Origin of the sequence: Amycolatopsis sp. (genome assembly GCF_025464955.1) — a bacterium.
Taxonomy (GTDB): Bacteria; Actinomycetota; Actinomycetes; order Mycobacteriales; family Pseudonocardiaceae; genus Amycolatopsis.
This window is the reverse complement of record NZ_JAODNM010000072.1, coordinates 1-18,124: the sequence shown is the minus strand read 5'-3', so window position 1 is coordinate 18,124 and position 18,124 is coordinate 1. Positions and strand designations below refer to the sequence as shown.

The 18,124-nt window shown below is 68.9% G+C and carries 14 protein-coding genes and 1 pseudogene; 14 read left to right on the top strand and 1 reads right to left on the bottom strand.

What is annotated here, in order from left to right; all coding sequences use genetic code 11:
* Positions 1-6 precede the first annotated feature (6 nt).
* From JWQ81_RS16040 to JWQ81_RS16020, 5 genes are all read left to right on the top strand, one after another.
* Positions 7-1,992: an intein-containing Rv2578c family radical SAM protein gene (locus JWQ81_RS16040; RefSeq protein WP_297542207.1), complete on the top strand. Its 1,986-nt coding sequence runs from the start codon at positions 7-9 to the stop codon at positions 1,990-1,992.
* Between the two features lie 125 nt (positions 1,993-2,117).
* On the top strand, positions 2,118-3,911 hold the full coding sequence (aspS, locus tag JWQ81_RS16035) for an aspartate--tRNA ligase (RefSeq protein WP_297542205.1): 1,794 nt from the start codon (positions 2,118-2,120) through the stop codon (positions 3,909-3,911).
* Between the two features lie 317 nt (positions 3,912-4,228).
* Positions 4,229-5,410 (top strand): phosphotransferase, encoded by a 1,182-nt coding sequence (locus tag JWQ81_RS16030; RefSeq protein ID WP_297542203.1) that lies wholly within the window; start codon positions 4,229-4,231, stop codon positions 5,408-5,410.
* A gap of 103 nt (positions 5,411-5,513) precedes the next feature.
* Positions 5,514-6,368, top strand: a complete 855-nt coding sequence (locus JWQ81_RS16025; protein WP_297542201.1) for an SGNH/GDSL hydrolase family protein — start codon at positions 5,514-5,516, stop codon at positions 6,366-6,368.
* Between the two features lie 212 nt (positions 6,369-6,580).
* The gene (locus tag JWQ81_RS16020) at positions 6,581-8,314 is read left to right on the top strand and encodes a hypothetical protein (protein WP_297542199.1); all 1,734 of its coding nucleotides are present in this window, start codon (positions 6,581-6,583) and stop codon (positions 8,312-8,314) included.
* 329 nt (positions 8,315-8,643) lie between these two features.
* On the opposite strand, the gene JWQ81_RS16015 is transcribed toward JWQ81_RS16020, so the two are convergent.
* Positions 8,644-9,399, bottom strand: a complete 756-nt coding sequence (locus JWQ81_RS16015) for a metallophosphoesterase family protein (protein WP_297542197.1) — start codon at positions 9,397-9,399, stop codon at positions 8,644-8,646.
* Between the two features lie 74 nt (positions 9,400-9,473).
* Here JWQ81_RS16015 and JWQ81_RS16010 point away from each other — a divergent pair, with 74 nt between their 5' ends.
* The 9 genes and pseudogenes from JWQ81_RS16010 to JWQ81_RS15970 all read left to right on the top strand — a co-directional run.
* Positions 9,474-10,841, top strand: coding sequence for a replication-associated recombination protein A (locus JWQ81_RS16010; protein WP_297542194.1), 1,368 nt, complete (start codon positions 9,474-9,476; stop codon positions 10,839-10,841).
* Positions 10,842-10,857: 16 nt separating this feature from the next.
* Positions 10,858-11,742, top strand: a pseudogene (locus tag JWQ81_RS16005) (NAD(P)-dependent oxidoreductase); the annotation flags it as partial.
* Between the two features lie 97 nt (positions 11,743-11,839).
* Positions 11,840-12,250, top strand: coding sequence for a DUF948 domain-containing protein (locus tag JWQ81_RS16000; RefSeq protein WP_297542192.1), 411 nt, complete (start codon positions 11,840-11,842; stop codon positions 12,248-12,250).
* A complete protein-coding gene (locus JWQ81_RS15995; RefSeq protein WP_297542388.1) occupies positions 12,250-12,552 on the top strand; it encodes a hypothetical protein in 303 nt (100 codons plus the stop codon). Before JWQ81_RS16000 ends, JWQ81_RS15995 begins: the two co-directional genes overlap by 1 nt.
* 118 nt (positions 12,553-12,670) lie before the next feature.
* Entirely contained in the window at positions 12,671-15,382 is a 2,712-nt protein-coding gene (gene alaS, locus JWQ81_RS15990; protein ID WP_297542190.1) for an alanine--tRNA ligase, read from the top strand.
* Between the two features lie 5 nt (positions 15,383-15,387).
* Positions 15,388-15,894: a Holliday junction resolvase RuvX gene (ruvX, locus tag JWQ81_RS15985; protein WP_297542188.1), complete on the top strand. Its 507-nt coding sequence runs from the start codon at positions 15,388-15,390 to the stop codon at positions 15,892-15,894.
* Complete coding sequence (locus tag JWQ81_RS15980) at positions 15,887-17,131, top strand: endolytic transglycosylase MltG (protein WP_297542386.1); 1,245 nt, start codon at positions 15,887-15,889, stop codon at positions 17,129-17,131. The genes ruvX and JWQ81_RS15980 overlap by 8 nt, the downstream gene beginning before the upstream one ends.
* On the top strand, positions 17,106-17,924 hold the full coding sequence (locus tag JWQ81_RS15975) for a shikimate dehydrogenase (RefSeq protein ID WP_297542186.1): 819 nt from the start codon (positions 17,106-17,108) through the stop codon (positions 17,922-17,924). Before JWQ81_RS15980 ends, JWQ81_RS15975 begins: the two co-directional genes overlap by 26 nt.
* A 16-nt stretch (positions 17,925-17,940) precedes the next feature.
* Positions 17,941-18,124, top strand: a 184-nt coding sequence (locus tag JWQ81_RS15970) for a prepilin peptidase (protein WP_297542184.1), incomplete at its 3' end; no start/stop codon positions are given.

Sequence of the window (18,124 nt, the reverse complement as noted above, 5' to 3'; positions counted from 1 at the left end):
GGCTGGGTGCGATGGGACAGGCAGCGGACTGACGACCGGTCCGAACAGGCGTTGGTGCAGCTCGACGGGCTGGTGCGCTCGGTGCGCTCGCCCGAGTTCGACGACGTGACCTTTCACGAGGTGCACGCCAAGTCGGTACTCAACAAAGTGACGGGCTCGCCCATGCCGTTCGGCTGGACGGTGAACCCATATCGCGGGTGTTCCCATGCCTGCACCTACTGCCTCGACGGCAGCACCGAGATCCTGATGGCCGACGGGCGCACCAAGCCGCTTGCCGACGTCGTGGTCGGCGACGAGGTCTACGGCACCGAGCAGGAGGGTTCCCGCCGCCGGTACACCCGCACGCGGGTGCTCGCGCACTGGTCGTCGGTCAAGCACGCTTACCGCGTGGTGCTCGAGGACGGCACCGAGCTGATCGGGAGCGGTGAGCACCGGTTCCTCACCGACCGCGGCTGGAAGCACGTCACCGGCGGGCATGGCGCCGGCTCGCCGCAGCGGCCGCATCTGTTGCCCGGCACGAAGATCGTCGGTACCGGGCGGTTCGCCCGCCCGCCGCACCGCGACCCCGAGTACCGCGCGGGGTACGTCAGTGGCATGGTCAAAGGCGAAGGGTCCGCCGAGCCGGAGGCGTCCGACCGTTCGCGCGAGTTCCTCGCGGGTTTCCGCACGCTCAGCGACGCCTCCGAGCCGCCGATCTCGCCGTCCAGGTCGTGGCAGAAGGGCTTCCTGGCTGGAGTCTTCGACGCTTCAGGCTCGTACACGCGGGAGGTCCTCCGCGTGGCCAGTGTGGACGACGCCGCTTCCGAGGTGGTCGCCGATGCCTTGCGAGGCTTCGGTTTCCGGCACACGATCGGCGACTACGAGCGGGCCACCGGCGCGCGCACGGTCCGGTTGCTCGGCGGGCTGGGCGAGCAGCTGCGCTTCCTGCACACGGTCGATCCCGCGATCACCAGGAAGCGGGTGATCGACGGCACGGCACTGCGCGCGACCTCCCGGGTCGGCGTCGTGTCGGTCGAGCCGCTCGGGATCGAGCTCCCGCTCTTCGACATCACTACCGGCACCGGCGACTTCATCGCGAACGGCATGGTTTCGCACAACTGCTTCGCCCGGAACACCCACACCTACCTGGACTTCGACGCGGGCAAGGACTTCGACACCCAGGTGGTGGTCAAGGTCAACGCGCCAGAGGTGCTCGCCGCGCAGTTGCGCAAGCCGTCCTGGAAGCGCGAACACGTCGCGATGGGCACCAACACCGACCCGTACCAGCGTGCCGAGGGCCGGTACAAACTGATGCCGCGGATCATCCGTGCGCTCGCGGATTCGGGCACGCCGTTCTCGATCCTCACGAAGGGCACCGTGCTCACCCGGGACCTGCCGCTGCTGTCGTCGGTCGCGAAGGACGTGCCGGTCGGGCTCGGGGTGTCGATCGCCTTGCTGGACAGGGAGTTGCAGCATCGGCTCGAGCCGGGGACACCGAGCCCCCAAGCCCGCCTCGATCTCGTCCGCCGGGCCAGGGACGCGGGCCTGCCCTGCGGCGTGTTCGTCGCGCCGATCCTGCCGGGCCTGACCGACTCGACAAACTCCCTCGACGAACTGCTCACCGCGATCGCCGACGCCGGAGCCACCGGCGTCACGGTCGTGCCGCTGCATCTGCGTCCCGGCACGCGGGAGTGGTTCGCGCAGTGGCTCGCCGAGGACTACCCGGGTCTGGTGCCGCTTTATCGGGAGATCTACGGCAAGGGCGCCTACGCGAGCAAGGAGTACCGCGCCGAGCTCTCCGGACGTGTCGGCAGGCTGTTGCGCAAGCACGGGCTGGACCGTGGCTCGCGCGAAACCCCGCGCGGTATCCCAGGTGACAACTCTGGTGGCAATCCTGGTGGCAGGCTTGATGACGATGCCTCCGGCTGGCCCGCGGGCAGCTTCCCGCTACCGCGCACTCCCGCGGAGAGCACCCGGAACGCTACCGAGGGTGACCAGCTCCGCCTGCTCTGAACCCGCGCCGAACCGATGGCTACCCAAACCTGGTGGCGCCGCCCCCGGGGGTGTTCGTTAGCCTTTGGCATCGGCGAATTCCCTGCTGACACGTCTCCACTGACTTCGCGAGAGGATCCTGCGCAGTGCTTCGCACCCACAACGCCGGCACATTGCGTGCCGAGCACGCCGGCCACACCGTCACCCTTACCGGCTGGGTGGCCCGGCGGCGCGATCACGGCGGAGTGATCTTCATCGATCTGCGCGACGCGAGCGGCGTCGCCCAGGTCGTGTTCCGCGAGGGCGAGATGGCCGAGCGTGCCCACCTGCTGCGCTCGGAGTTCTGCGTCCGCGTCACCGGCGAGGTCGGCACCCGGCCCGAGGGCAACGCGAACGCCGACATCCCGACCGGCGCGATCGAGGTGCTCGCCACCGAGCTCGTGGTGCTGTCGGAGTCGGCCGCGCTGCCGTTCCCGATCGACGAGCGCGTCGACGTCGGCGAGGACGTGCGGCTCAAACACCGCTACCTCGACCTCCGCCGCAGCGGCCCCGCGAAGGCGTTGCGGCTGCGCAGCGACATCAGCCGCGCGGCGCGGGAAGTGCTGCACGCACAGGACTTCATCGAGGTCGAGACACCGACGCTGACCCGCTCGACCCCAGAAGGCGCCCGCGACTTCCTGGTGCCGGCGCGGTTGCGTCCCGGTTCCTGGTACGCGCTTCCTCAGTCGCCCCAGCTGTTCAAGCAGCTGCTGATGGTCGGCGGTCTGGAGCGGTACTACCAGATTGCAAGGTGCTATCGGGATGAGGACTTCCGCGCGGACAGGCAGCCGGAGTTCACCCAGCTCGACATCGAGATGAGTTTCGTCGAGCAGGACGACATCATCAAGATCGGCGAGGACGTAGTCGAGTCGCTGTGGAAGGTCATCGGCCACGAGATCCCGCGCCCGTTCGCGCGGATCACCTACGCCGACGCCATGGCGCGGTACGGCTCGGACAAGCCGGACCTCCGCTTCGACCTCGAAATCACCGACATGACGGAGTTCTTCTCCGACACGCCGTTCCGCGTCTTCCAGTCGCCGTACGTCGGCGCCGTGGTCATGGCAGGCGGAGCGGACCAGCCGCGCCGCCAGCTCGACGCCTGGCAGGACTGGGCGAAGCAGCGCGGTGCGCGTGGCCTCGCCTACATCCTGGTCAACGAAGACGGCACGCTCGGTGGCCCGGTCGCCAAGAACCTGTCCGAGGCAGAGCGGGAGAACGTCGCCGCCGCGGCCGGCGCGAAGCCCGGCGACTGCGTGTTCTTCGCCGCCGGCAAGCTCAGCGAAACCCGTCAGCTGCTCGGTTTCGCTCGCGTCGAGATCGGCAAGCGGCTCGGCCTGATCGACGAGAACGCGTGGTCGTTCGTCTGGGTCGTCGACTTCCCGATGTTCGAGTCCGTCGCGGACCTTGACGACAACGACGTCGCGGTCGGCGGTGGCAAATGGACGGCGCTGCACCACGCGTTCACCTCGCCGACGCCCGAGTGGATCGACAAGCTCGAGCAGGACCCGGGCAGCGCGCTCGCCTACGCCTACGACATCGTCTGCAACGGCAACGAGATCGGCGGCGGGTCGATCCGTATCCACCAGGCCGACCTGCAGAAGCGCGTGTTCGAAATCATGGGACTCACCGAAGCCGACGCGCAGGAGAAGTTCGGTTTCCTGCTCGACGCCTTCCAGTTCGGCCCGCCCCCGCACGGCGGCATCGCGTTCGGCTGGGACCGCATCGCGATGTTGCTCGCCGGCGCCGACTCGCTGCGTGACGTCATCGCGTTCCCGAAAACCGGCGGCGGTTTCGACCCGCTGACCGCCGCGCCCGCGCCGATCACCCCGGCGCAGCGCAAGGAGGCCGGCGTCGACGCGAAACCGGCCGCTCCCAAGGAACCGGCCGCCCCCAAGGAGTAGCCGCTGCCCCCAAGCAGTAGCAAAACGCCCACGCGGGTGCGCTCGGTAGTGGCCGGAACCAGCCGGGCCGACCGAGGCACCCGCGCGGCGTGTCCGCACGCTGTCGGCAGCTACTCATTGTGCGGGTTTTCCGCGGAAACCGTGCCGGTTACGGCCATTGAGCTGATTTTCCGCTGTCTCTGCAACGTTTCACCCTGATGCAACGTCCGTTGTCAGGCGGTGGTAAAAACCGGGCGGTCGTTTCAGAACCGTTTCAGTAGGTGGTTATCCGGATGAAAGTGGTCATGGTTACTCACTCACTAGTAGGGTCGGTGGCAATGACAGTCGACACCTCCTCTACCGACGATTCGACAGTCGGAGCGGAACTCGCGCATATCGAGGCGGCGGTCGAGGCCGGTGAATCGGTTCTCGCGCGCCGGTTCGGCAGCGCGATCAAGCTGGTCGATCCCGAGGAACTCCCCGGTAGCGGTCCGGCCACGGTGGTCCGCGCCCGCGTCGCGTCCTCGCCGTTCTCCCTGCCGAGAACCTTGGTCATCAAGCACTATCCGGCGCCGCCGCCGGCGGGTGAAGTCGACCCGTTCGCCCAGGAAGCGGTCAGCTACCAGCTGTTCACCTCGCTGGCACCGGAAGACCGGATGTGCCCGGAACTGCACGCGCACGACCACCGGCTCCGCGTCCTGGTCATCGACGACCTCGGTGACGCGCCGACCTTGCACGACAGGCTGAAGTCCCGCGACGCGCGCGGAGCCGAACGAGCTCTGTTGTCGTGGGCGCGTTCGCTCGGCAAGCTGCACGCCAGCACGGCCAACCGCGAAGCCGATTTCGACGCGCTGCTGCGGCGTCTGGGTGTCCGGTTCCAGGGCGAGGACGCCACTCCGGTCGTCGCCTGCGCGCAGTTGCCCGCGATCCTGGAGCGCAAGCTCAACGTCGTGACCCCTGACTCGGTCCGCCAACGTGCCGAACGCTCCGCCGAGCACGCCCGGTCGGCGTCGTACCGCGCGTTCAGCCCGGTCGACCTCACCCCGGACAACAACCTGGTGACCAGTTCCGGGGTCCGGTTCCTCGACTTCGAACGCGGCCGGGTGCGCAACGCGATGGTGGACGCCGCGTATCTGCGGCTGCCGTTCGCGGCCTGCCCCGACGCGCTGGCCCTGCCCGCCGGAATGAGCGAGGCGATGGTCGCCGCATGGCGGGCCGAGGTCGTCGTGGCCTGGCCGGGGCTCGCTGACGACGTCGCGCTCGCCGCCTACCTGATGGACAGCCTCCTGCTGCTGGTGTGGCACGTGACCTGGGAGATCCTGCCGACGCTGGGCTGCGTACGCGGCGCGGGACCGTTGAGCAGGCAAGCCGCGTTGGTCAGCTGGTGGCGTGATCTGGCCCAGCAGGCGGGCCGCGCCGGGCTGACCGACGTCAAGGAGCACGCCACCGAGGTCGCGACGATGCTGGACATCCACTTCGGCCCCGGTTTGGAACTGGCGCTCTACCCCGCGTTCAGGTAACCGGCTACCACTGGTTACCTGGCACCGAGGGTTCGCCGAGGCGTCCTCACCGCGTTACCCCAGCATCACCGCCAGTGAGTGTCCATGCCCGATTGTTCTCAGTGTGTCCGTGGTGAGCGTTGAAATCACTCAGGCCCCTGAACCCCGCGATCAGACCCGCGCCGAGAAGCCGGCGGAGCTCCAGCCGCCGGTTCCGGTGCTGCGCCAGGCTCGGCGCCTGGTCGTCCTCGGCGACTCCACCGCGGTGGGGCTCGGCGATCCGCTGCCCGGTGGCGGCTGGCGTGGGGTCGGCCCGCTGGTCGCCGACGCCCTCGGAGTCGAGCCCGGCGGCTACCTCAACCTGGCGTTCCCCGGTGCCCGCATGCGCTGCGTGCGCACCGACCAGCTCGCCGACGCCAGAGCGCACCACGGGGACGTCGCGCTGATCGTCGTCGGCATGAATGACACCCTGCGCTCGGACTTCGACGCCACCGCGATGGCCGAGGACCTCGCCGAGGTGATCTCCGTGCTGTCGGCCGAAGGCACGCTGGTGATCCCCGTCCGGTTCCACGACCACGGCCGCGTCTTCCGGCTGCCCGGTTCGCTGCGCCGGGCGCTGACCTCGCGAATCGCGGAGCTCAACGAAGTCATCGACGGGGTCGTCACGCGCCTCGACGCCCCTTGTGTCGATCTCGACGCGCTCCCCGGGGCGTACGAATTGACGGCCTGGAGCGTCGACCGGCTGCATCCGTCGGAGCTGGGGCACCGGCTGCTCGCGACCGGGTTCACCGAACTCACCGCCGCGGCCGGGATCGAGGTGCCGAATCCAGTGAGCCTGACCTGCTCCGGCGGAGCCCAGCACGGAGCGGCCGCGCATCTCGCCTGGCTCGTGGTGAAGGGAATCCCGTGGCTGTGGCGGCGGGGCCGCGACCTGGTGCCTTACGCCGCTTCCATCATGTGGCGGTCCCTGAAGGGCTGAGCGGTTCGGCTCGGGTGGTATCGACAAGTATTGACGGTCGCAGCTGGGCTGTATCGGGGTCGTGACTCAGTAACGATCCGGATCTCGTAGATTGAAGTGGCCGGTCCCCGTCTCCCTGGCGCGGCCCGGCCTTGTTCTTACCGGCCGTCCCCCGCCTGCGTGCGGGGGACTTTCGGGTCACGAGCACAGCCGAACAGCACTGCGATGGGACCATGACAGCAAGCACGATCACGAAGTCGCCCGAGGTCACCGAGATTGTCGAGGGCGAAAGCACCCGGAGGTCCCGCTGGCTCCCGAGGGTGCTTCCGATCGCGTCGATCCTCGGCGGCACGGCCGTGATCGGTTGGCAGGCCTCGCGGTACGGGTCGTGGATCGTGGACGACGCGGGCATCACCTTCGCGTACTCCCGCAGCGTCGCCGAAGGCCTCGGTCCGGTTCTGCAGGCCGGTGCGCCGCCGGTCGAGGGCTTCTCGGACCCGACCTGGATGGTGCTGCTGGCGCTCGGCCGGATCGTCGGCCTGTTCGAGCGCGGGACCATCTTCGGCATCCCGGACTATGTGCTGTTCCCCAAGGCGCTCGCGCTCGTCTTCTGCGGCGGGATCCTGACCTGGTGTTACTTCGCCGCGAAGCGGGTCACACGCCGGCCCTGGCTGGCGACGCTGGTCATCGGGATCGTGCTGTCGGCGATTCCGTCGTTCGTGATCTGGTGCTTCTCCGGCCTGGAGAACTCGCTGCTCGGGTTCACCGTCGTCGGGCTCGCGGTCACCGTGTTCCTCGCCGTGCTGGACGATCGGCTGCTGAGCCGGAAGGTCGCCATCGCGGCCGGTGCCATCGCGGCGTTCGCGGCGCTGACCCGGCCCGAAGGCGTCATCTACGCGGGCGCGTACCCGCTGGTCGTGCTGATCCACGTGCGCCGGACGACGTTGGCGCACAGTGTCCGTTCCGTGCTGTGGTCGGTCGGCGCGTTTGCAGTGCCGTTCGGCGCGTACCTCACCTGGCGATGGTTCGAGTTCGGGCGGCTGCTGTCCAACCCCGCGGTGGCCAAGTCCCAGCAGTTCCCGAGTGTGCAAGACCTGGGCCGGGCCAGCGAGCTCGTGACGTACGCGGGTGCGCTGGGAGTGCTGGTGCTCGTGGTCACCGTCGGCATGGCGCTGGGTCGGCCGGTGTGGTGGCGCAGCGGGCTGGTGGCGCTGCTCGTGCCACTCGTGCTCGCCATCATCGCGTACGCCGTCCTGATGCCGGACTGGATGGTGCAGTACCGTTTCGCCACTCCGGTCTGGGTGCTGGCGTCGCTGACCGGCACCTTGGCGACGGCTGCGCTGCTTGGGCACGCCAAGGTCCGAGGCCGGATCATGGTCGTCGTCGGGCTGGTCGTCGCGCTCGCCCCGTCGGTGACCGGGTTCGCCACCGCCGCCACGACGTTCGCTGCCAACCCGACCGTGCCGATGTGCCTGATCGCGGACCGGTTCGGGCGGGTGTTCAACGACTACGCCGACATCCTCGGCCTGCAGCACGGCTCGCTGCTGCTGCCGGACCTCGGCGGTTCGTCGCTGACCAGCAGGTTGGACCTGGTCGACATGGCGGGCCTGGTGGACAAGAAGATCGCCGACATCACCAAGACCGGCGACCTCGTCACCCTGCGGAACTACGTCTTCGACGACGTCAAGCCCACGTTCATCCACTCCTGGGGCCCGTGGAGCGCCGGCAACGGCATCCCGTCCGACCCCCGCCTCGCGCGCGACTACGACACGATCCTGCTGTACTCCGCGGAGGGCCCGCCCAACGGCGACTGGGTCCGCAAGGACGCCGTGTCCAACCCAGCGCAGCTCAAGGCCCTGCAGACCTACGGCCAGACGACCGCCCTCGACATGGAGCGGCTGACGTTCGGATCCCCGCTGCGCAGCTGCGGCAACACCGTGAGCCCCGGCCAGGTCCCGGGCTCGTGAGCGTTCCGGCCTGGGGTGTGGGGGCGTTCCCTCAAGGCCATCCTGGCGACTCTCGCAGGGCGTGCAACGCCAAATGCCTGGAACTTAGGGGTGTCCGGTGGTTGGCCGGTTGAGGTGGCGGGTCCAGCTTTACCGCAGCAAGGACCGGGGCGAAAGCGCACCAACTAGGCCTTCACAACGTCTCTGCCCTGCCGAAAGTGCCTTCGGGGGCCCAACAGTCACATCGCCATCACCAGCACCACCTGGTCGACGTGACTGGCCCTCAACTCCGCTACCAGCACCCACTCGCCCCGGGTCCTTGCTGCTCTGGACAGAGCCGGCCACCTGCCTCAGCCGCGGGTGCGTGGGGTGAAGACGGCCAGGGCTTCGACGTCGGAAGCCTGGCTGCGGACGAAGTCGTCGGCCCAGGTCTCGATGCCGGGGTAGCTCGACGTCGCTACGAGGGCTCGGCATGCCGATTCGGCGTCGTACAGCGTGCGCCTGAGCTGCACGGCAGGCCCGTTCGCACCGCCGAGGAGCGCCCAGTGCGCGCCTGAGGTGCCGTACGGCATGCCGACGCTGCCCGGGTTCACCACGGTCCGCCGGTCCACGAGCCGCACGAACGGCATGTGCGTATGGCCGCAGACCACGGTCGGCGCCGTGACCCCGGCCAGCACCGCTGCCCAGCGGTCCAGCGGGCTGTCCACCAGTACGACCTCCTCGTCGTCACGGGGAGTCGCATGGCAGAAGAGGACCTCGCCGAGGCACTCGACCTCAAGGGTCACCGTGAGCGGCAGGCCGTCGATCAGCGCGAGGTGCCGCTCCTCGAGCTGGGCGGCCGCCCAGGGCGCGATCGGGTCCGGTATGGACGTCTCGCCGCCGCGAGCCAGCTGGAGCAACTCCCGTTCGGCGTTGCCGTGGACCCAGCTGGCGCGGTCGCCGAGCGCGAGCAGTCGATCGAGCGTCTGCGCCGGTAGGGGGCCTGCCGCGAGGTCGCCGCTGAGCACGATCCGGTCCGCGGCAGCCACGTCGGGCTCCGCGAGCACCGCCTCGAGCGCCGGAAGCACACCGTGGATGTCCGAAAGCACCGCGACTCGTCTGTTCACACCCTTACCCTGCCGGTTGCGCCGGCGCCCGGCCAGCGGTGTTCGCACTCGGCGTTGCGGCTAACGTCAACGCTGTGGCACAGGACGAACTCTTCACCGTGAACCCCGATGTGGGGCCACCGCCGGAGCGGACCGAGGGATCCTCGGTGCAGGCGGCTCCCGCGGAGTCGCCGCTCGCCGTGCGGATGCGGCCCACCTCCCTGGACGAGGTCGTCGGCCAGCAGCACCTGCTCCGCGAGGGCGCTCCGCTGCGCCGGCTCGTCGAGGGCGCAGCGCCGGCTTCGGTGCTGCTGTACGGGCCGCCCGGGACCGGGAAGACCACGCTGGCAAACCTGGTCTCGGCCGCGACCGGACGTCGTTTCGTCGCCATGTCCGCGCTGTCGGCCGGGGTCAAGGAGGTGCGCGGGGTTATCGAGGAAGCGCGCCGCCGCCGCAACTACAACGCCGAGAACACCGTCCTGTTCATCGACGAGGTTCACCGCTTCTCCAAGACCCAGCAGGACGCCCTGCTTGGCGCTGTCGAAGACCGGACCGTTCTGCTCGTCGCGGCGACGACGGAGAACCCGTCGTTCTCGGTCGTTTCGCCGCTGCTGTCGCGTTCGCTGGTGCTTCAGCTGCGTCCGCTGGGCGACGAAGACATCCGCGCGCTCATCAAACGGGCGCTGACCGACGAGCGCGGGCTCGGCGGCGAGCTGCAGCTGACGGAGGACGCGGAGGCTCACCTCGTCCGGCTGGCTTCGGGTGACGCGCGGCGCGCGCTGACCGCGCTGGAGGCGGCCGCCGACGCGGCGAGCGCCACCGAGCACAAGACCATCGACCTCGCCATCGTCGAGTCCACTGTGGACAAGGCAGCGGTGCGCTACGACCGCGACGGCGACCAGCACTACGACGTCATCAGCGCGTTCATCAAGTCGATCCGCGGCTCCGATGTGGACGCCGCGCTGCACTACCTCGCGCGGATGATCGAGGCGGGGGAGGACCCGCGCTTCCTCGCGCGCCGGCTCGTCGTCCACGCCAGCGAGGACATCGGCATGGCCGACCCGACGGCGTTGCAGGCCGCCGTCGCCGCGTCGCACGCCGTGCAGTTCATCGGCATGCCCGAAGGCAGGCTCGCGCTCGCGCAGGCCACCATCCACCTCGCGACCGCGCCCAAGTCGAACGCGGTGGTCGCCGGGATCGACGCGGCACTGGCCGACGTGCGCGCCGGGCGCATCGGCACCGTCCCGCCGCACCTTCGCGACGGCCACTACGCCGGCGCCGCGAAGCTCGGCAACGCGCAGGGCTACCGATACCCGCACGACGTCGCCGAGGGTGTTCTGGCACAGCAGTACCCGCCGGACGAACTCGTCGGCGAGGACTACTACAACCCGACCACGCGCGGAGCCGAGCGAACACTCGCCGAGCGCGTTCCCAAGCTGCGTCGCACCATCCGCGGCAGCTGATACCCAAAACCCAAGGGAGAGACAGGGGAAGATGACCATGCAACCGACTGTCGCGGTGCTCGGCACCGGGATCATGGGGCTGCCGATGGCGGCCAACCTGGCCGGCGCCGGACTCACCGTAGGCGCCTGGAACCGGACGGCCGAGAAGGCGGAGTCCCTGGTCGAGCGCGGTGCGACCGTGCACGCGGACGTCGCCGAAGCCGTTCAGGGCGCCGACATCGTGGTGACGATGCTCGCCGACGGGCCGGCCGTCGCCGACGTCTTCGAGAAGATCTCCGGCTCGCTCGAGCCGGGCGCGCTGTGGATCCAGATGAGCACGGTCGGTGTCGAGTGGACCCAGAAGCTCATCGCGGCGGCGGAAAAGTCCGGGACGCCGTTCGTCGACGCCCCGGTCATGGGCAGTCGCCAGCCCGCCACCCAGGGCACGCTGGTCGTCCTCGCCGCTGCCCCCGAAGACCTCCATGACCGCTGCGCCCCGGTGTTCGACGTCGTCGGTTCGCGCACGGTCTGGTTGGACGAGCCCGGCGCCGCGTCGAAGCTCAAGCTCGTCATCAACTCGTGGACCCTGGCCACGACCACCGCGGCGGCGGAAAGCATCGGGCTCGCCCGCGCGCTCGGCGTCGATCCCGCGGCGTTCCTGCAAGCAGTGTCGGGCGGCGGAGTCGACATGCCGTACTTGCAGCTCAAGGGGAAGTCGATGATCGACGGAGAGTTCCCAGCGTCGTTCCCCGCGCACCTCGCGCTCAAGGACGTCGCGCTGGTGCTCGAAGCGGGCGGCGACAAGGTCGATCTCGCCGGTGCCCGTGCGACGCGCGACCATCTCGCGCACACGGTCGAAGCCGGTTACGGCGACGAAGACATGGCGGCCGTCTACCGAGCTGTCGTAAAAGGACTGCACTGAGTCACCGGACCGGCGGGCCGACACGGCCGAACGGGGCACAGCGCGGTAACCTGACCCGCACTCATCCCGTACATGTTGACGATCTCGAGGAGGGCCCGTGTCGGCAGGGCAGATAGCCGCGCTGATCGCCGCAGGAGCTTTTGTGCTGCTGGTCTTGCTGGTGGCGATCCCGTTGCTCAAGCTCGGTCGCACCCTCGACGAGGCCACGATCGCGATCCGCAAGGCGCACGAGAACACCGACCCGCTGCTGGCCGGCGCGAACGAGACGATCACCCACGTCAACACCCAGCTGGAGCGGGTCGACGGCATCACCGCGAACGCGCAGGCCGTGTCCGGGAACGTCTCCGCGCTGTCCTCGGTGTTCACCGCGACCCTCGGCGGACCGCTGGTGAAGACCGCGGCGCTGTCCTACGGCATCAGCAAGGCCATCCGGGTGCGCCGCAAGAAGAAGGCCGCGAAGCTCGCCGACGCGGGCTCGCGCCCGGCCCGCAAGAGGGGCAAGAAATGATGAAGCGCCTCTTCTGGCTGGGGATCGGGGTGGTCGCCGGGGTCGCGCTGTCCCGCAAGGCGACCGAAACCGCTCGCCAGGCCACCCCCGCCGGATTAGCCTCGAACCTGGGCGAGGCCGTGCGAGAGCTGGCCGGCGCCGTGGGTTCGTTCGGCGCCGAGGTGCGCGCCGGAATGAGTGAGCGGGAGCACGAGTTGCACGAGATGGTCGAGGATCGCTCCGGCGTGACAGCACGCCTGCGCGATGGTCGCCACGCCGCGGCCGAACGCCCCGCCCGGCGAGCTCGCCGGGCGGAGGGCTGATCCAGCCGGGTCCGAACACGCAACGCTGGTCCCTCCGCCGCCGCGGCCCCTCACCCGATCCCGGCTCGGTGCCGCACCGCTTGCCCGCGGCCGAGCCTGAAGTGCAAGGAATTCTCCAGTGGAAACACATGACATCAACGACCGCTTCCTGAACTACTTCGAGAAGGCCGGCCACACCAGGGTCGCCAGTGCGTCCCTGATCCTCGAAGACCCGAACCTGCTGTTCGTCAACGCGGGCATGGTCCAGTTCAAGCCGTACTTCCTCGGCGAGGTCCCGCCGCCGTTCCCGCGCGCGACCAGCATCCAGAAGTGCGTGCGCACCGGTGACATCGAAGAGGTCGGCAAGACCACCCGGCACAACACCTTCTTCCAGATGGCCGGGAACTTCTCCTTCGGCGATTACTTCAAGCGGGGCGCGATCGAACTGGCCTGGAGCCTGCTGACGAATTCGGTCGACGAGGGCGGCTATGGGTTCGATCCCGAAAGGCTTTGGGCGACGGTCTATCTGGACGATGACGAAGCAGCGCAGCTGTGGCAGGAGATCGCCGGGCTGCCGCCTGAGCGGATCCAGCGCCGCGGCATGGCCGACAACTACTGGTCGATGGGCATCCCCGGCCCTTGCGGTCCATCCTCGGAGATCTACTACGACCGCGGACCCGAATACGGGGAGGGCGGCGGCCCCGAGGCCAACGAGGACCGCTACATCGAGATCTGGAATCTCGTGTTCATGCAGAACGAGCGCGGCGCCGGTCCCGGCAAGGAGGGCTACGAGATCCTCGGGCCGCTGCCGCGCAAGAACATCGACACCGGCATGGGCGTCGAACGCGTCGCCTTTCTGCTGCAGGGTGTGGACAACGTCTACGAGACCGACCTGCTGCGCCCGGTGATCGACACCGTCGCCGCGGTCGCCCCGCGCGGGTACGGCGTCGGCAGTCACGAGGACGACGTGCGCTACCGGATCATCGCCGACCACAGCCGCACCGCGGCGATCCTCATCGGCGACGGGGTGAGCCCGGGCAACGACGGTCGGGGTTATGTGTTGCGCCGACTGCTGCGGCGGGTGATCCGGTCGGCCAAACTGCTCGGGATCGACCGGCCGATCGTCGGCGACCTCATGGCCACCGTGCGTGACGCGATGGGCCCGTCGTATCCGGAACTCGTCAATGATTTCGACCGGATCCAGCGCATCGCGGTCGCCGAGGAGACGGCGTTCAACCGCACGCTGGCGTCGGGCTCGCGACTGTTCGACGACGCCGCCAGGAGCACCCGGGAATCCGGGGCCACAGTGCTGTCGGGCAGCGACGCGTTCACCTTGCACGACACCTACGGCTTCCCACTGGAACTCACGCTGGAGATGGCCGCCGAGGCCGGTCTGACCGTGGACGAGGAAGGCTTCCGCGGTCTGATGACCGAGCAGCGGCAGCGGGCGAAGGCCGACGCCGCCGCCCGCAAGCAGGCCCACGCCGACCTGTCCGCCTACCGCGACCTCGTCGACGCCGGGCCCACCGAGTTCACCGGCTTCAATGAATTGACAACTGAAGCAAGGATTCTCGGGATCTTCGTGGACGGCAGGCGAGTGCCCATGGTGACGCGCGGAGGCTCGGGTGATCTCGGTGGCCCCGCTGCTCCCGAGCGCGTCGAACTGGTCCTGGACCGCACGCCGCTGTACGCCGAGTCCGGCGGTCAGATCGCCGACGAGGGCACGATCACCGGCACCGGCTCATCGCTGTCCGCGAGGGCGGCGGTCACCGACGTGCAGAAGATCGCCAAAACCCTTTGGGTGCATCGGGTCAACATGGAGTCCGGTGAGTTCGTCGAGGGCGACACGGTGGTTGCCGCAGTCGAGCCACGCTGGCGTCACGGCGCGACCCAGGGCCACTCCGGCACCCACATGGTCCATGCCGCGCTGCGACAAGTACTCGGCCCCAACGCCGTTCAGGCCGGCTCACTGAACCGGCCGGGTTATCTGCGCTTCGACTTCAACTGGCAGGGTCCGTTGTCCGACGATCAGCGGACCCAGATTGAAGAGGTCACCAACGAGGCCGTCGAAGCCGACTACCAGGTGCACAGCTTCACCACTGAACTCGACAAGGCCAAGTCGATGGGCGCGATGGCGCTCTTCGGCGAGAACTACCCCGACGAGGTGCGGGTGGTCGAGATCGGTGGGCCGTTCTCCCTGGAACTGTGCGGCGGTACCCACGTGCGCAGTTCTGCCCAGATCGGCCCCGTCACCATCCTCGGTGAATCATCGGTCGGCTCCGGGGTGCGGCGCGTCGAGGCCTACGTCGGTCTGGACTCGTTCCGACACCTCGCCAAGGAGCGTGCGCTGATGGCGGGCTTGTCCTCCTCCCTCAAGGTGCCGTCGGAGGAGGTGCCCGCCCGGGTGGCCAACCTGGTGGAGCGCCTGCGCGCAGCGGAGAAGGAACTCGACCGGGTGCGGCTGGCGAACGCCCGCGCCGCCGCGGCGAACGCCGCCGCGGGCGCGGAGACCATCGGTAAGGTGCGCGTCGTGGCGCAGCGGATGGCCGGCGGGATCTCGTCGAACGACCTGCGCAGCCTCGTCGGCGACATCCGCGGCAAGCTGGGCTCGGACCCGGCCGTGATAACGCTGATCGCCGAAGGCGAGAACGACGCCGTGCCCTATGTGGTGGCGGTCAATCCGGCGGCCCAGGACCTCGGTCTGCGCGCGAACGATCTGGTGAAGCAATTGGGCGCGGCGGTGAACGGCCGTGGGGGCGGCAAAGCTGATCTGGCACAGGGTTCCGGTAAGGGGGCGGCGGGTATCGACGCGGCATTGGCCGCGCTACGCGCTGAGATAGGTCGGAGCTAACTTCCGTGACCAATCCTGACGACCGCCGGCCGGACCGGCCCGGTGGCGATGACCCTGGTCGCGGACGACGGATCGGCATCGACGTCGGCAGCGTCCGCATCGGGGTCGCGAGCAGTGACCCGGACGGCATCCTGGCGACCCCGGTGGAGACCGTACGCCGGGACCGGTCGCCACGGCATGTAATACGGCTGGCGCAGCTGATCGGCGAACTCGAGGCGGTGGAGGTGGTTGTCGGGCTGCCGCGTACCCTCGCCGATCGGATCGGGCCGTCGGCCCGCGACGCGATCGAGCTGGCCGATAGCTTGGCCCGGCGGGTCGCTCCAGTACCGGTACGGTTGGCCGATGAACGACTGACCACCGTGACCGCACAGCGGTCCTTGCGGGAGGCCGGTATCCGGGCCAAAGGGCAGCGGGCAGTGATCGACCAGGCCGCAGCGGTGGGAATTCTGCAGGGCTGGCTGGATCAGCGGCGAGCGGCACTGGCCGCACACGGAGAGGTCGGTGATGGTTGACAACTGGCGCGGCGAACGCGCGCAGCCCGTGGCGGTGGGACCGCCGCGGCGCGGAATGACCCGCTCGGATCGCATCCGCGAGGCGCGTAGCCGTCGCAAGCGACGTATTGTCACCGGCCTGTCGCTGACTTTGCTGATCGTCGTCGTCATCGGCGTCGTTTTCCTCGGCTCGAGGTTGTGGCACACCATGTTCGGAGGTGGCGACGACTACGCCGGTGAGGGTGTGAACGACGTGGTGATCGAGATCCACAACGGCGATTCGACGACCGCGATCGGCGAGACGTTGCAGCACCACGACGTGGTGGCGACGGTGAAGTCGTTCGTCAACGCCGCCGCGCGCAATTCGACCATCTCGTCGATCCAGCCCGGGTTCTACAAGGTGCGCACCGAGATACCCGCATCCAATGCTGTTGACCGGCTTTCTGATCCGCAGAACAGGGTGGGCAAGCTGGTGATCCCTGAGGGACGCCAACTCGACGACCTCCAGGACGTCAAGACCAACGCCGTCACCGACGGCATCTTCAGCCTGATCTCGCGCGCCACGTGTGTGAACTTCGACGGCGACCAGCGCTGCGTGTCGGTGGACGATCTGCGTCGGGTCGCCGGCTCGACCGATCCCGTTGCACTGTCCGTCCCTGACTGGGCGAACAGCGCCGTCATCGCGATGGGCAACGATCACCGCCGGTTGGAGGGGCTGATCACGCCGGGCACCTGGAACATCAACCCGTCGTCGTCGCCCCGGGAAATCCTGTCCACGCTCGTCGGAGCAAGCGCCACCCAGTACGCACAGGGCGGGATACTCGACACCGCGAAGGCGATGAACATGTCGCCGTACCAGATTCTGACCGTCGCGTCGCTGGTGCAGCGTGAAGCGAAGCCGCAGGACTTCGCGAAGGTCGCCCGGGTAATCTACAACCGGCTGGCCGAACACCGCACGCTGGAGTTCGACTCCACCGTCAACTATTCACTGGACCGGCAGGAGGTGGCCACCACCGACGCGGACCGTGCGCAGATGACGTCGTGGAACACCTATGTGCGCCAAGGACTTCCGGCTACGCCGATCTGCTCGCCCGGGGAGCAGGCCCTGGCCGCCGCCGAGCATCCCGCGGCGGGGGACTGGCTGTACTTCGTCACCGTCGACATGCAGGGCACGACGCTGTTCACGCGCGACTACCAGCAGCACCTCGCGAACATCGAGTTGGCGAAGCACAATGGCGTCCTCGATTCCGCACGATGAGCGTAAAGCCGCGGTATTAGGCTCGCCGATCGGGCATTCCCGCTCACCACAGTTGCACCTGGCGGCCTACCGGGCGCTGGGATTGCACGGCTGGACGTACGACCGCATCGAATGCACCGCCGAGCAATTGCCGACGGTGATAAGCGGTTTCGGCCCTCACTGGGTCGGGGTTTCCGTCACCATGCCCGGCAAGTTCGCGGCGCTGCGATTCGCCGACGAACGCACCCCCCGAGCTGAGCTGGTCGGCTCGGCCAACACATTGGTGCGCACACCCTCCGGTTGGCGGGCCGACAACACCGACATTGACGGGGTGACGGGTGCACTGGGCGGCGCGACGCGACCGGGCAGCGCAGTTGTCGTCGGCTCCGGCGGTACCGCACCGGCGGCGGTCGTCGGGTTGGCTCAGCTGGGGGTGCAACGGATCACGATCGCCGCGCGTAACGCCGGCAAGTCGGCACCGCTGGTGGAACTCGCCGGCAGGGCCGGCGTCGACGCCCGCTGGTGTGATCTCGACAGCGACGGGTTGGCCCGCATCGTCGCCGAGACGGACGTGGTGGTCAGCACCATCCCGGCTGCGGCCGCCGCGGCGTATGCGCCGGCATTGGCGACTACTCCGGTGCTGCTCGACGCGATCTACGAACCGTGGCCGACCCCGCTGGCCTCGGCTGTCGAGGCGGCCGGCGGCCGGGTGATCAGCGGGCTGCAGATGCTGTTGCACCAGGCATTCACTCAGGTCGAGCTGTTCACCGGGCACCCGGCACCCAAAGAAGCGATGAGAGCCGCGCTGAACTGACCTTAGCCTCGTGAACATGGGGGCGGTTGTGGTTGCGGTCGTGGTGGTCTGGCTTGCGGCGCTCACCGGGTATGACATCCGGGAACGCCGGCTACCGAACTGGCTGACGCTGCCCGGCGCCGCAGTGATCCTCGCCGCCGCCGTGCTGGCGGGACGGGGCGCCCCGGCCGTTGTCGGGGCGGTCGCGCTGTCCGCGGTTT

Excerpts from the sequence above, each read along its gene's own strand:
- JWQ81_RS15975 (WP_297542186.1), top strand. The coding sequence starts at position 17,106 with ATGGCGTCCTCGATTCCGCACGATGAGCGTAAAGCCGCGGTATTAGGC.
- JWQ81_RS16030 (WP_297542203.1), top strand. The coding sequence starts at position 4,229 with ATGACAGTCGACACCTCCTCTACCGACGATTCGACAGTCGGAGCGGAA.
- JWQ81_RS16020 (WP_297542199.1), top strand. The coding sequence starts at position 6,581 with ATGACAGCAAGCACGATCACGAAGTCGCCCGAGGTCACCGAGATTGTC.
- JWQ81_RS15995 (WP_297542388.1), top strand. The coding sequence starts at position 12,250 with ATGAAGCGCCTCTTCTGGCTGGGGATCGGGGTGGTCGCCGGGGTCGCG.
- JWQ81_RS15980 (WP_297542386.1), top strand. The coding sequence starts at position 15,887 with ATGGTTGACAACTGGCGCGGCGAACGCGCGCAGCCCGTGGCGGTGGGA.